The 13,919-nt window shown below is 66.2% G+C and carries 11 protein-coding genes; 7 read left to right on the top strand and 4 right to left on the bottom strand.

Going from position 1 to position 13,919, the window contains the following annotated elements:
• Positions 1-7: 7 nt before the first annotated feature.
• The 5 genes from kdpB to GCN78_RS19460 all read left to right on the top strand — a co-directional run bounded on the left by kdpB (position 8) and on the right by GCN78_RS19460 (position 7,046).
• Positions 8-2,086, top strand: coding sequence for a potassium-transporting ATPase subunit KdpB (gene kdpB, locus GCN78_RS19480; protein ID WP_152253168.1), 2,079 nt, complete (start codon positions 8-10; stop codon positions 2,084-2,086).
• 10 nt (positions 2,087-2,096) lie between these two features.
• Entirely contained in the window at positions 2,097-2,672 is a 576-nt protein-coding gene (gene kdpC / locus GCN78_RS19475) for a potassium-transporting ATPase subunit KdpC (RefSeq protein WP_152253167.1), read from the top strand.
• 58 nt (positions 2,673-2,730) lie between these two features.
• Positions 2,731-5,472 (top strand): DUF4118 domain-containing protein, encoded by a 2,742-nt coding sequence (locus GCN78_RS19470; protein WP_152253166.1) that lies wholly within the window; start codon positions 2,731-2,733, stop codon positions 5,470-5,472.
• Positions 5,469-6,167 carry a two-component system response regulator KdpE gene (gene kdpE / locus GCN78_RS19465; protein WP_034746496.1) on the top strand — a complete coding sequence of 233 codons (699 nt, stop codon included), beginning with the start codon at positions 5,469-5,471 and terminating at the stop codon, positions 6,165-6,167. Before GCN78_RS19470 ends, kdpE begins: the two co-directional genes overlap by 4 nt.
• A 132-nt stretch (positions 6,168-6,299) precedes the next feature.
• On the top strand, positions 6,300-7,046 hold the full coding sequence (locus GCN78_RS19460; protein ID WP_152253165.1) for a TorF family putative porin: 747 nt from the start codon (positions 6,300-6,302) through the stop codon (positions 7,044-7,046).
• A gap of 55 nt (positions 7,047-7,101) precedes the next feature.
• Here GCN78_RS19460 and GCN78_RS19455 read toward each other — a convergent pair whose 3' ends face one another.
• From GCN78_RS19455 to GCN78_RS19445, 3 genes are read right to left on the bottom strand one after another with little or no spacing between them, the layout of a single operon-like run.
• Entirely contained in the window at positions 7,102-7,611 is a 510-nt protein-coding gene (locus GCN78_RS19455) for a P-loop NTPase family protein (RefSeq protein ID WP_264372693.1), read from the bottom strand.
• A 10-nt stretch (positions 7,612-7,621) separates the two neighbouring features.
• Entirely contained in the window at positions 7,622-8,659 is a 1,038-nt protein-coding gene (dapA, locus tag GCN78_RS19450; RefSeq protein WP_152253163.1) for a 4-hydroxy-tetrahydrodipicolinate synthase, read from the bottom strand.
• Positions 8,656-8,964: a hypothetical protein gene (locus GCN78_RS19445; RefSeq protein WP_226939729.1), complete on the bottom strand. Its 309-nt coding sequence runs from the start codon at positions 8,962-8,964 to the stop codon at positions 8,656-8,658. The genes dapA and GCN78_RS19445 overlap by 4 nt, the downstream gene beginning before the upstream one ends.
• A 211-nt stretch (positions 8,965-9,175) precedes the next feature.
• On the opposite strand from GCN78_RS19445, the gene GCN78_RS19440 reads away from it, so the two are divergent.
• Both GCN78_RS19440 and GCN78_RS19435 read left to right on the top strand, forming a co-directional pair.
• On the top strand, positions 9,176-10,177 hold the full coding sequence (locus tag GCN78_RS19440; protein ID WP_152253162.1) for a gamma-glutamyl-gamma-aminobutyrate hydrolase family protein: 1,002 nt from the start codon (positions 9,176-9,178) through the stop codon (positions 10,175-10,177).
• Positions 10,174-11,253, top strand: a complete 1,080-nt coding sequence (locus GCN78_RS19435; RefSeq protein ID WP_152253161.1) for an alginate lyase family protein — start codon at positions 10,174-10,176, stop codon at positions 11,251-11,253. The genes GCN78_RS19440 and GCN78_RS19435 overlap by 4 nt, the downstream gene beginning before the upstream one ends.
• Positions 11,254-11,266: 13 nt before the next feature.
• Here the strand turns inward: GCN78_RS19435 and GCN78_RS19430 are convergent, their stop codons facing one another.
• Positions 11,267-13,735 carry a TonB-dependent siderophore receptor gene (locus GCN78_RS19430; protein ID WP_152253160.1) on the bottom strand — a complete coding sequence of 823 codons (2,469 nt, stop codon included), beginning with the start codon at positions 13,733-13,735 and terminating at the stop codon, positions 11,267-11,269.
• Between the last annotated feature and the right edge of the window lie 184 nt (positions 13,736-13,919).

The raw sequence follows: 13,919 nt of genomic DNA, 5'->3' as shown, positions 1-13,919 counted from the left end.
GGCTACCATGTCACGCACAAGCCTGACCTTGTTCGATTCCGCATTGATTGGCCCTGCCATCGTCGATGCGTTCAAAAAGCTTGACCCCCGCACGCAGTGGCGCAGCCCCGTGATGTTCGTCGTCTACGTGGGCAGTATCATCACGACCCTGCTGGCCATCCAGGCCATCAATGGCCAAGGTGAAGCGCCATTCGGCTTCATCGTCGCCGTCGCCGTGTGGCTGTGGTTTACCGTGCTGTTCGCGAACTTCGCCGAAGCGCTGGCCGAGGGCCGCAGCAAGGCGCAAGCGGCCTCGCTGCGCGCCCTGAAGCAGACGGTGATGGCGAAGAAAATGCAAACGCCGAAGTACGGCACCTCCTGGCTGCCCACGCCGGCCACCGACCTGCGCAAGGGCATGACGGTGCTGGTCGAGGCGGGTGACGTGATTCCCGCCGACGGCGAAGTGACGGCCGGCGTGGCTTCCGTCGACGAAAGCGCCATCACGGGCGAATCGGCGCCCGTCATCCGCGAGTCGGGCGGCGACTTTTCCGCCGTCACGGGCGGCACCCGCGTGCTGTCGGACTGGCTGCTGGTGCGCGTCTCCGTCAACCCCGGCGAAGCCTTCATCGACCGCATGATCGCCATGGTCGAAGGCGCCAAGCGCCAGAAGACGCCGAACGAGATCGCCCTGACGATCCTGCTCGTCGCGCTGTCGATCGTGTTCCTGATCGTCACCGTGACCCTGCTGCCGTACTCGCTGTTTTCCGTGGCGGCGGCCGGCAGCGGCACGCCGGTGACGATCACCGTGCTGATCGCGCTGCTCGTGTGCCTGATTCCGACCACCATCGGCGGCCTGCTGTCGGCCATCGGCGTGGCCGGCATGAGCCGCATGATGCAGGCCAATGTGATCGCCACCTCGGGCCGTGCCGTCGAAGCGGCCGGCGACGTGGACGTGCTGCTGCTCGACAAAACGGGCACCATCACCCTGGGCAACCGCCAGGCTTCCAGCTTTGTGCCGGCGCCCGGCGTGACGGAGCAGCAGCTGGCCGATGCGGCGCAACTGGCCTCCCTGGCCGATGAAACGCCGGAAGGGCGCAGCATCGTCGTGCTGGCCAAGCAGAAGTTCAATATCCGCGAACGCGAGATGGCCAGCCTGCACGCCACCTTCGTGCCCTTCACGGCGCAAACGCGCATGAGCGGCGTGGACATTCCGGGCGAGCAGCAGGTGCGTCAGCTGCGCAAGGGCGCGGCCGACTCCATGAAGAAGTACGTGGAAGCGCTGGGCCAGCCGTATCCGGCCGAGGTGGGGCGCGCCGTCGACGACATCGCGCGCCGCGGCAGCACGCCGCTGGTGGTGGTCGACGATGGCCGTGTCATGGGCGCCGTGGAGCTGAAGGATATCGTCAAGGGCGGCATCAAGGAGCGCTTCGCGGAATTGCGCCGCATGGGCATCAAGACCGTGATGATCACGGGCGACAACAAGCTGACGGCGGCGGCGATTGCCGCCGAAGCGGGTGTCGACGATTTCCTGGCCGAGGCGACGCCGGAAGACAAGCTGAAACTGATTCGCAGCTACCAGTCCGAAGGCCGCCTGGTGGCGATGACGGGCGACGGCACCAACGATGCACCGGCGCTGGCGCAGGCCGACGTGGCCGTGGCCATGAATTCGGGCACGCAGGCGGCGAAGGAGGCGGGCAATATGGTCGACCTGGATTCGAACCCCACCAAGCTGCTGGAAATCGTTGAAATCGGCAAGCAGATGCTGATGACGCGCGGTTCGCTGACGACGTTCTCGATCTCGAACGACATCGCCAAGTACTTCGCCATCATCCCGGCCGCCTTCGTGGGCACCTATCCGCAGTTGAAGGCGCTCGACATCATGCACCTGGCCAGCCCCGCCTCGGCCATCATGTCGGCCGTGATCTTCAATGCCTTGATCATCGTCGTGCTGATTCCGCTGGCGCTGAAAGGCGTGCAGTACCGGGCCATCGGCGCGGCCAGCCTGTTGCGCCGCAATCTGCTGATCTACGGCCTGGGCGGCATCGTCCTGCCCTTCATCGGGATCAAGCTGATCGACATGCTGCTGTCCGCACTCAATTTAGTCTAAAGGAACCATCATGAGCACTATCGTACGTCCCGCCCTGGTCCTGTTTGCCGCGTTGACCGTGATCTGCGGCGTCGTCTATCCGTTTGCCACGGCCGGCATCGGGCAGCTGGCCTTCAACGATGAAGTCAACGGCAGCATCGTCGAGCGTGGTGGCAAGCCCGTCGGCTCGACCCTGATCGGCCAGTCCTTCACCTCGCCCAAGTATTTCTGGGGCCGTCCATCGGCCACCGCGCCGATGGCCAATAACGGCGCCGGTTCTGGCGGCTCGAACCAGGGACCGACCAATCCGGCCCTGGTGGACGCCGTCAAGGCGCGCATCGCCGCCCTGCAGGCAGCCGATCCGGGCAACCGCAACCCGATCCCCGTCGACCTGGTGACGGCGTCGAGCAGCGGCCTGGACCCGGAAATCAGCCTGGCGGGCGCCCTGTACCAGGCGCCGCGCGTGGCCCGCGTGCGCGCCGTGCCGCTGGCGCAGGTGGAAAACGCCATCGCCAAGGTGCAGAAAACCGCGTATATCGGCTTTTTCGGCGAACCACGCGTGAATGTGCTGGAACTGAATCTGGCGTTGGATGCAGCCGCGAAGTAAGATGATGCAGGGGCGGAGCCGCCGGTTTTGCCCCTGGTTTTGACATTAAAAGATGCCCATGCTCCCCAACGACAGCCAACGCCCCGACCCTGATGCCCTGCTGGCGCAAGTGCAGGCGCAGGAAAAGAAAGCTGCGCGCGGCCGGCTGCGCATTTATTTCGGCGCCTCGGCCGGCGTCGGCAAGACCTACGCGATGCTGGCGGCCGCCCGCAAACTGCTGGCCGATGGCCAGGACTTGCTGGTGGGCGTGGTGGAGACGCATGGGCGCCAGGATACGGCGGCCCAGCTTGATGGCTTGCCCGTGCTGCCCCTGAAGGCCATCGAGTACCGGGGCAAGACCCTGTACGAATTCGACCTGGACGAAGCGCTGCGGCGCGCGCCGGCGCTGATACTGATGGATGAACTGGCCCATTCGAACGTGGCCGGTTCGCGCCATCCGAAGCGCTGGCAGGATGTCGAGGAATTGCTGGCGGCCGGCATCGACGTGCTGTCGACCGTCAACGTGCAGCACCTGGAAAGCCTGAACGACGTGGTGGGGGGGATCACCGGCGTGCGAGTGGCCGAGACCCTGCCCGACACGGTATTCGACCGCGCCGATGAAGTGGTGCTGGTCGATATCCCCGCCGATGAACTGCTGCGCCGCCTGAAACAGGGCAAGGTGTATCAGCCGCTGCAGGCCGAGCGGGCATCGCAGCATTTTTTCCGCAAGGGTAACCTGATCGCCTTGCGCGAACTGGCCTTGCGCCGCACGGCGGACCGGGTGCAGGACGACGTGCAAGCCTACCGCGTCGAAAAATCGATCAATCCCGTATGGAAGACGGGCGCCGCGCTGCTGGCCTGCGTGGGACCGCACGCGGGGGGCGAGCACGTGATCCGCAGCACGGCGCGCCTGGCCAGCCAGCTGAACGCGGAATGGCACGCGCTGTACGTGGAAACGCCGCGTTTGCAGCGCCTGCCGGCGAGCCAGCGCGAACGCATCCTGAAAACCCTGAAACTGGCGCAGGACCTGGGCGCGCGCACGGCCATTGTGCCGTCCGCCGACATCGCCGGCGCCGTGGTCGAATATGCGCGCAGCGCGAATATCTCGAAAGTCATCGTCGGCCGTGGCCGCGCCGGCGCGCTGGCGCGCCTGTGGCATGCGCCGCCGGCCGCGCGCATGGCCAGCCTGGCGCCCGATATCGATCTGATCGAGGTGGGCTTGCCGCCAGCCGATGCGGCGCCCCGGCGTGCAGCCGGCGACGATGCGGAGGCGCCGCGCCGGCCGTCGCGCCATTGGCGCTACATCCTGGCCGCCGGCGTCAGCCTGGCCACGGCCCTCGCCTCGGTGCCCCTGCAACCCTATCTGGACCTGGCCAATATCGCCATGCTATCCTTGCTGACGGTGGTGCTGGTGGCCGTGCGCCTGGGGCGTGGGCCGGCGGCGCTGGCCAGCCTGGTGGGCGTGGCCAGCTTCGATTTCATCTTCGTGCCGCCGCGCTTCTCGTTTGCCGTGGGCGACTTCCAGTATGTGATCACGTTTGGCGTGATGCTGGCCGTGGGACTGATCACGGGCCACCTGACGGCCGGCCTGCGCTTCCAGGCGCGCGTGGCTTCGCACCGCGAAGCGCGCGCCCGCGCCCTGTATGAATTCTCGCGCGAGCTGTCCGGCGTGCTGCAGACGGAGCAGATTTTCGACATCACGAAAAGCGCCATCGAACGGGCGTTCCGCGCGCGCGCCACCTTGCTGCTGCCCGATGACGAAGGCAGCTTGCAGGCCCCGAATGGCGGCGAAGCGCTCGACATCGGCATCGCGCAGTGGGCCTTCGACCATGCCCAGGCGGCGGGGACGGGCACCGATACCCTGCCGGCTTCGCCCATTTTCTACCTGCCGCTGATCGCGCCCATGCGCACGCGTGGCGTGCTGGCGCTGCTGCCGCTCGAGGGCGCGCAGCGCGGGCGCTGGCTGCTGGTGCCGGAACAGCGCCAGCATCTCGATACCTTTGCCGCGCTGGCGGCCATCGCGCTCGAACGCGTGCATTACATCGACGTGGCCCAGGGCGCGCTGCTGCAGATGGAGTCCGAGCGGCTGCGCAATTCGCTGCTGGCGGCCCTGTCGCACGACTTGCGCACGCCCTTGACGTCGCTGGTGGGCCTGGCCGAATCGCTGGCCCTGTCGAAACCGGCGCTGTCGCCCGCGCAGCTGGACATGGCGCGTTCGCTGCAGTCCGAAACCGTGCGCATGAGCGCCCTGGTGGCGAACTTGCTGGACATGGCGCGCATCGAAAGCGGCCAGGTGCGCCTGAACCTGCAATGGCAGGCGCTGGAGGAAGTGGTGGGCAGCGCGCTGCGCGCCAGCGGCCCGCAATTGCAGCAGCACGCCGTGCAGACGCAGCTGGCGCCGGACTTGCCGCTGGTGCGCTACGACGCCGTGCTGATCGAGCGCGTGCTGTGCAACCTGCTGGAAAACGCGGCCAAGTACACGCCGCCCGGCAGCATCATCACGGTCGCGGCCGGGGTGCACGGCCAGTTCCTGCAGGTGACGGTGGCTGATAATGGCCCGGGCTTGCCGCCCGGCCGCGAAGAAGCCATCTTTGAAAAATTCACGCGCGGCGAGCGCGAATCGAACAAGCCGGGTGTCGGCCTGGGGCTGGCCATTTGCCGCGCCATCGTCGAAGCCCACGGCGGCACCATCCACGCGCAGCCGCACACGCCGGGACAGGGCGCCGCCATCGTCTTCAGCCTGCCGCTCGGCACGCCCCCGGCGCCGCCCGAGATCGAGCTCGATGACGCCAACGACCAAGAAACAGGAAAAACATCATGAACGAACCTTCCGCCACCGCCTTGCTGGTCGAGGATGAACCGCAAATCCGCCGCTTCGTGCGCGCCGCGCTGGAAGACGAGGGTTGGCAGATTTTCGAATCGGCCACCATGCAGCGGGGCCTGATCGATGCCGGCACGCGCCGGCCCGACCTGATCGTGCTGGACCTCGGTTTGCCCGATGGCGACGGCATCGATTTCATCGCCGACATCCGCAAATGGTCGGCCGTGCCCATCATCGTGCTGTCGGCGCGGGTCGACGAGCAGGACAAGATCCGCGCGCTCGACGCGGGCGCCGACGACTATCTGACCAAGCCGTTCGGCGTGGGCGAGCTGCTGGCCCGCGTGCGCGCCACCCTGCGCCGCCAGCGCCAACCCGCCGCCAGCGACGATGGCGTGGTGCAGTTCGGCGACGTGCGCGTCGACCTGAAGGACCGCCTGGTGACGCGCAACAAGCAGCTGGTGCACATGACGCCGACGGAATTCCGCCTGCTGTCCGTGCTGGTGAAAAACGCGGGCAGGGTGGTCACCAATCCGCAGCTGCTGCGCGAAGTGTGGGGGCCGTCGAACAGCGAGAATGGCCACTACCTGCGCATCTACATGGGCCACCTGCGCCAGAAGCTGGAAGCCGATCCGGCCCAGCCGCAGTACCTGCTGACGGAAACGGCCGTCGGCTACCGGCTGCTGCTGCCGCTCTAACAAGCTGTCCATCCCTTGTTGGAAAACAGGCGCCGCGCGCGCCAGGGGGACGCTTTACCCTATTTTTTGCAGCGGCGGGCCAGCTGCGCCATGTTGGCAAAGGCCCATACCACCCATGAAGAAGAAAAAAACATGAATAAAATGATACTTGCACTTGCCGTCGCGACCGCCTTTACTGGCAGCCTGGCCCACGCGGACGAGGCCAAGCCCGACAACGAAGTCAGTTTCAACGTGGCCGGTGTGTCCGACTACCGTTATCGCGGTATTTCGCAGACGCGTTTGAAACCGGCACTGCAGGGCGGCGTCGATTACGTCAACAACCCGACGGGCCTGTATGCGGGCGCCTGGGCCTCGACCATCAAGTGGACCAAGGACGCGGGCGGCAGCGGCGACGTGGAAGTGGACCTGTATGCGGGCAAGCGCGGCCAGCTGACCGGTGATGTCGGCTATGACGTGGGCGTGCTCGCGTATGTGTATGCGGACAACGGCTTGAAGAATGTCGGCCTGGCCAACGCGGACACGCAGGAAGTCTACGGCCAGCTGTCGTATGGCCCCGCCTACGTCAAGTATTCGCACGCCGTCTCCAACCTGTTCGGCATCGTCAACAGCAAGAACAGCGGCTACCTGGACATCGGCGCGACCATCGACCTGACGAACGGCTGGACCGGCAACCTGCATGCGGGCCACCAGAAGGTCAGGAACAACGACGCGGCCAGCTATACGGACTGGAAAGTGGGCGTCACGCGCGACTTCGGCTTTGTTTCGGGCGCGCTGGCCGTGATCGGCACGAACGCGGACAAGTCGGCCTATGCCTCGCCCGTGAATGGAAAATTCATGGGCAAGACGGCGCTGCAGCTGACGGTCAGCAAGACGTTTTAATGGACTGAGTTGACTGAAAGGAGAGGCGGCGCATGCGCCGCCTTTTTTTGCGTACTTACGCTGGCAGGTTGAAAACGGCGCAGTACAGCTGCCCCAGTCCCACCACGCGGGCGGACGGGATCTGCGCGGCCAGCGCATGGGCGGGCGCCGCTTGCGCGTCCGTTGCCAGCAGCACGCGCAGGCTCGGGTTGACGCTGCGCGCGTGCGCGATGCGGCGCGCCAGGCCCGCCTGCGCGGCGCCATCGACGACACCGTCGAGCGGCACCACCAGCACGCGCGCGGCGATCAGGGCCGAACGGCTGCCCATGGAGTCGCGGCCTTCGCTGTCGATGACGATGTCGTGGTAACAGTGCACCAGGTGCTCGAGCTCCGGCTGCAAGCCCTTGGCGCTGATGGCGCGCGCCATCAGGCGCGGCCGCGTCAGGCTGCCGTGCATGGCGCCGTCGTGCAGGTTCCTGGCCTGCGCCATGGCGCCCTGGCGCGGATCGGCATCGAGCAGCAATACCTTTCGTCCGGCCAGCGCGCGCGAGGCGGCTAGCCGTCCGGCCAGGATGGATTTCTCCATGCCCCCGCGTTCATCCGTGATGGCGATGATCATCTTGGCGCACGGCTGGCATGATGTTGGCGGGGGAGACCAGCTGCAGCAGACAGCCTTCGCGCGGCGCATCCCTGTCGCTGGCGGTCCAGACGGGCAGTTCCATCAGGGGGTCGAGCGCCGCGGCCAGGGCGGCCTGGCCGGCGGCGGACATGGTCGTCATCGGCAGGCGCAATGCGTCGCGCACTTTGCCCTGCATGGCCAGCGCCGCTTTCACGGGAGCGGGATTCGGTTCGGCAAACAGCAGGCGGATGACGGGCAGCATGGTTTTGAACAGGGCGCCGGCGGCGCCGTGGCGGCCCTGCCTGACGAGGTGGTACAACTGCGCATACAGGTCGGGGCGCACCTGGGCGGCGGCCGACATGGCGCCGTGGCCGCCCATGGACAGGCTGGCCAGCAGCAGCGCATCGTCGCCGCACAGCACGTCCAGGCGCGTGTCGAGCAGCAGTTCGCCCAGCTGCTGCAGCTTGCCGCCCGCTTCCTTGATGGCGACGAAGTGCGAGTCGCGCGCCAGCAGCGCGGCCGTCTGCGGTTCGATATTGACGCCCGTGCGCGCCGGCACGTTGTACAGCACGATGGACTGGTCGGTGGCGGCGGCGATGGCCTGGAAGTGGCGCACGATGCCGTCCTGCGACGGGCGCACATACGCGGGCGCGGAGACCAGCAGGCCGGCCAGCGGATGGTCGTTGTAGCGCTGCACCGTGCCGACGACACTGCGCGTATCGCTGCCGCCGATGCCCATCACGACGGGAAAGCGGGGGCCGACGGCTTCGAGCACGCTATCGAGCAGCATGGTCTGTTCGGCCGCGCTCAGCATGGCCGCTTCGCCCGTGGTGCCGCACACCACCAGGCCATCGACGCCGCTGGCGGCCAGCTCGCACGCCAGTTGCTGTGCCGCGTCGAAGTCGATGTCGCCATCGACATCCAGGAAGGGCGTGACCATCGGCACCCAGATGCCCTGGAAGTGGGCGGTGATGCGCGAGGAAGACATCGCCTGGTCGCAGGCATACTGGTTCATAGCGATTTCCCCTGGCTGATGCGGCCAAACTCTGCGGCCGGCAGCAGGCGCATGACGGCATCCATGGTCAGGCGCAGGGCCGGTTCCGTCACGCACAGCCAGACCTTCATGCGTTCGGCGTGGTCGACCGCCTCGACGCGCATGAACGACAGCATGCCGCCGCAGGTCCGCACGACCAGCTGGCGCAGCTCGGCCAGGCAGGCTTTGTCGACCGTGATGTGCATGAGGAAGGTGGGCAGGCGGGGATGGCGGTGGGGCAGTGCTTGATGCGCTGGATGCGTTTGCAGGCGTGAATGGGGTTCCATGGTGGCTTTGCAGCGGTGGTTGAGGTACGTTCAAGATTAGCAGCGGGGGCGTAAAGATTCTCTAAAAAGCGGGGCCATCGGTGTAAACGGGCCGTATGTGCGGGCGTGTTGCGCGGATGCCCCGCGCGTGGGCTTTTGTTACAAAATTGAATCGTGCTTTCCGGGGCAGGGGTTTATATTGAAAACGTCTCCGCTTTCAGTCAGCTCCGCCATGTCAGACGAAAAAGATCCCCAGCTTCCCCCTTCCATCGATCCGGCCGCGCCAGCGCCATCGCGGCCTGACCGGGTGGGCCGCCGGGCGCCCGATGATGAGCACCGTGCGCGAGATGCGGCGCCCCGCTACCTGAAGGACAACGACACGCCGCTGGCGCTGGCCTGGCGGGTGATCTCGTCGCGCTACCGCTCCATGCGCGACAAGGCCAGCCGCGATTTCATGCGGCGCACGCTGCGCATCGGCATCTCGGCGCGCATTTTCCACCCGGAGCCGGGCGCCACTGGCCTGCGCAGCAAGAACTTGCAATACCTGGAAGAGTCGATCGCGCAGTGGGTCATGTCGCGCGACGTGCTGGTGTTCATGATTCCGACCGTCAATACGAGCGGCCAGCTACACCCGAGCAATATCACCCTGCGCCACTATGCGCGCCACCTGGACGGCCTGGTGCTGCAGGGCGGCGCCGACGTCTCGCCGCAGACGTATTCCGAGGCGGCCACGCGGCCCGAATGGAGCGGCGACCGCGCGCGCGACCTGTACGAACTGGAGCTGCTGCACGAATTCGTCGACGCGGGCAAGCCCGTGCTGGGCATTTGCCGCGGCTGCCAGCTCATCAACGTGGGCTTTGGCGGCACCCTGTACCAGGACATCGCCTCGGATGTGGAAGGCGCGACCTCGCACGTCAACGACCTGTATGACCGTCACCGCCACAGCATCGTCTTCCCGCAAGGCTCGTCCCTGGCGGGCATGTTCCCGAAGGCGGGCGAGGCGCTCGTCAATTCCATCCACCACCAGTCGGTCAAGGACCTGGGGCGCGACATCACGGTGGAAGCGTATTCGCAAGGCGACAACATCGTCGAAGCCATCCGCTACCAGCGGGCGCGCTTCGTCATGGGCTTGCAGTGGCACCCGGAATTCCATTCGGCGGGCGGCGTCGAACTGCTCGATTGCACGCCCATCCTCGATAACTTTTTGCGCGCGGCGCGGGAAACGCGGTTTTGAGCGCGCACTTCACGCGCCGGCGCAGCGTGCTGGCCGGCCTGCTGGCGCTGCCCCTGGCCGGCTTGCGCGCGGCGCCGCGCCCGCGTGACGGCGCGCTGCCGTTTGCGCTGACGTCCGCCGCGCGCGCCCGCACGCTCAAGGCGCGGGTGGCGCCCGCCGTTGCCGAACAGGTGGTCAAGGCGGCGCGCAAGGATGCGGCGCGCCCCGTGCACCTGATGGCCGAAGTGCGCACGGGCGGCTTGCTGAAGGGCGAGGGCGGACGCGAGACCAGCCAGCAGGCGCAGGAAGACTGGCGCCAGGCGCGCTTGCAGGCGCTGGCCTGGAGATTATCGGGCGAGATGGCGCATTTCGAGGCGGCGCGCCAGCTGCTGCTGGCCTGGAGCGGCAGCTACCAGCCCTCGTTCAGTCCGGTCGACGAGACGGAGCTGGCCAGCCTGTTGACGGGGTTTGACCTGGTGCAGGAACGCTTGAACGGCGTCGAGCGCGAGCAGGTGCAGGCGTTTTGCCGCACCCTGGCGCAGGGATATCTGAGTGACCCGATCAAAGTGGGCGGTCCGTCCACGGCGCGCAACAACTGGCATAGCCACCGCATCAAGATCGGCACGGCCGCCGCGTATGTCACGGGCGACGCCTTGCTGATCGCGCGGGCGAAGGAGCGCTTCCTGGCGCACGTGCCGCGCAATATCGGCGCCGGCGGCGTGCCCTTCGATTTCGAGCAGCGCGACGCCCTGCATTACACCACCTACAGCCTGGAGCCGCTGCTGACGACGGCCCTGATGGCGCAGGCGCATGGCGACGACTGGTATGGCGCGCCGGAGGCGCGGCGCCTGGCCGAGGCGCTGGCCTGGCTGGCGCCATACGCGCAAGGCAGAAAGACGCACGAGGAGTTCGCGAAAAGCGCCGTGCCCTTCGACCGCAAGCGCGTGGCGGCCGGCGAAAAAGGCTTTACGGGGAATTGGGAGCCGAAGGGCGCCGCCAATGTGTATCTGCTGGCGGCCCGCTTCGATCCCGCTTACCTGTCGCTGGCGCTGGAATTGCGCCCGCCAGCGTGGGCGCTGGCGCTGTACGGCGCTTAGCTGGAACTTCGCGTTAGAACTTCGTGCGCACGGTGAACATCACATTGCGCGGTTCGCCATAAAAACCTGTTCCGAACAGGCCCAGACCCGTCAGGTATTTTTTGTTCATCAGGTTGTTGACGTTCAGGCTGGCCGTGACGTTCTTGCTGATGTCATAGCGGCCCAGCAGGTTGACCAGTGCATAGCCGCCCTGCTGCAGGCGCGCAGTGTCGTTGGCGGCAGGGTTCCACACCTCGCCGTGGAAACTGCTTTGCCAGGTCAGGCCGCCGCCCACCGTCACTTTGTCCAGGCTGGCCGGCAGGCGCCAGCTGCCTTGCACTCTTGCCAGGTGGGCCGGCTGCGTGGTTTTCATCGTTTCCGCGAACACTGCCTTGCCATCCTTGTCGCGCACATGTGCATACGTGTAGCCGGCGCTCAGTTTCACATCCTTCAGCACCTCGCCTGTTACTTCCATTTCCACGCCGCGGCTGGTGACGCCATCGATGGCTGTATACGCTTCTTCGCCGTTGACTTCACCCACAGAGCTGGCCACATTGCTTTGACGGATCTGGAACAGGGACGCGCTGGCATTGACCTTGCCGTCGAGGTATTCCGCCTTCACACCCGCTTCCACACCCTTGCCGCGCACGGGTGCGAGGAAGTTGCGCTTCACGTCGCGGCTGCTTTGCGGCGCAAAGATGGTCGTGTAGCTGCCGAACACGGAATAGGTCTGGTCGAGGTCATACACGACGCCCGCATACGGCGTGATGACGCCGCTTTCGTCCATGCGCGTATGGCTGGGCGTGGCATTGTCGAATAAGCTGCGCTTCTGGTCCATCTTGTAGTTGCTGATCCGCGTGCCGACGATCACCGATAGCGCATCGCTCGGGCGCAGGCGCACGGCGCCATACAGGCCGCTCTGGCGCGTGCTGTCGTCGTCGTGGCCCTGGTGTTCGAACGCCGGCTCTGCATACTGGCCGCGCCAGTCGAAGTAGCTGCCGTCCAGGGGCGGATAGACCGATTTGTAGACGGGGGCGTCCTGCTTGGCCGTCGATGAAGAATAGCCCAGCATGGCTTCATGCTGGCGGCCGAACAGGGTAAACGGGCCGCTGGCGTCCACGTTGAAGGTGGTCTGGCGGCGGTCGCCCGCGTATTTGCCCATGTAGAAACTGGCGCCTTCCCCTGTGACGGGGTCAGGATAGCCGCCGCTGACCGAGCTCAACACGCTGTCATGCTTGCTGCGCAACTGGTTGGCGCTCAATTTCACTTTCCACGCGTTGGCGAAGCTGTGTTCCAGCGACGTGAATAAGGTGGTGTTCCGCATGTCGCGGCGGCTCCAGTCGGTGGCGGGATTCCACGAGGTGGGGAAGTTCGTGCGCGTGCCGTCGGAAAACAACAGGGGAAAGCCCGTCCAGGTGGCGCCGCGCGGCTTGTAATCCTGGTGCGTGAAGCCGGCCGTCAGCAGGGTGACGGGTGTCAGGTCGGCCTCGATGATGCCGTAGGCGACCGATTTCTGCTGCGTGTAGCGGTCCAGGTAGGAGTGTTTGTCCTGATAGGCGCCCACCAGGCGGCCGCGCACCGAGCGGTTTTCATTTAGGGGGCCGGCGATATCGGCTTCGCCGCGGTAGTTGTCCCACGATCCCGCACCCAGGGTCGCCGAGCCTTCGAATTCGGCGGTGGGGCGCTTGCGCACCATGTTGACGGTGGCCGACGGGTCGCCCGAACCGCTCATCAGGCCCGTCGCGCCTTTCAGCACTTCGATGCGGTCGTAGATGGCCATGTCACTGTTCGTCGTGCCCCAGTCGTAGACGCCGTCATAGATGGCCGACACGCCGTCGTACTGGAAATTGGTGACGGCAAAGCCGCGCGCCTGGAAGCTCCAGCGGTCGCTGTCGTAGTTTTGCACGCTCACGCCATTGACGTTCTTCATGACGTCGGACACGGCGTTGCTGTTCTGGTCATCCATCTGCTGGCGTGTGACGATGGTCAGCGATTGCGGCGTTTCGCGCTGGCTCAAGGCCAGGCCCGTGGCGCCGCTGGCGGGGCCGCCCGTATAGCTGCCCGTGCCGCCCGTCACGGCGCTGCGCTCGGCTGCCGCCACCACGGTGACGCCGCTCATGACGGCCACGCCGCGGCTATCCGCCGAGGCGGTATCCGCGCCGGCGGGGATCTTTTGCAGCAGGTAGCCGCCATTCGATTGCGGCACGGCTTGCAGGCCGCTGCCGGCCAGCAGCGCGCGGAAACCGTCTTGTACGCCATAGTTGCCTTGCAGCCCGGTGCTGCGCAAGCCTTGCGTGGCATCGCTGGAGAACGACAGCAGGATGGCGCTGTCGCTGCCGAAGCGCGTGAGCACGTCGCCCAAGGAACCCGCGGGGATGCTGTAGCTGCGCACTTGCCGGGTTTGCGCCTGGGCTGATGCCGTCAGGGCCAGGGCCATGCCGATCTGCGACAGGGCGCAGGCCAGGACGGTGCGGGTCAGGAGGGAACGTGAAGCGTGGTGCATGGAATAAAACCTTTCGTGGATGCGCAAGATGGAGACTGCCTATCTAAGTAACCCTCAATAAGTTATTGTGTTTTCTGACTTTCATAACCGGCGCTGTGCGGTGTTGCCCGCAGCTAGCAGTGCTCGCACTGCGTCGCTGCAGGCGCCTTGCACAGCATCCGGTTCTGTTAGTCATAAATTCACA

It is taken from the genome of Janthinobacterium rivuli (assembly GCF_009208735.1).
GTDB lineage: Bacteria > Pseudomonadota > Gammaproteobacteria > Burkholderiales > Burkholderiaceae_D > Janthinobacterium.
This window is presented reverse-complemented; position numbering and strand designations above follow the sequence as displayed.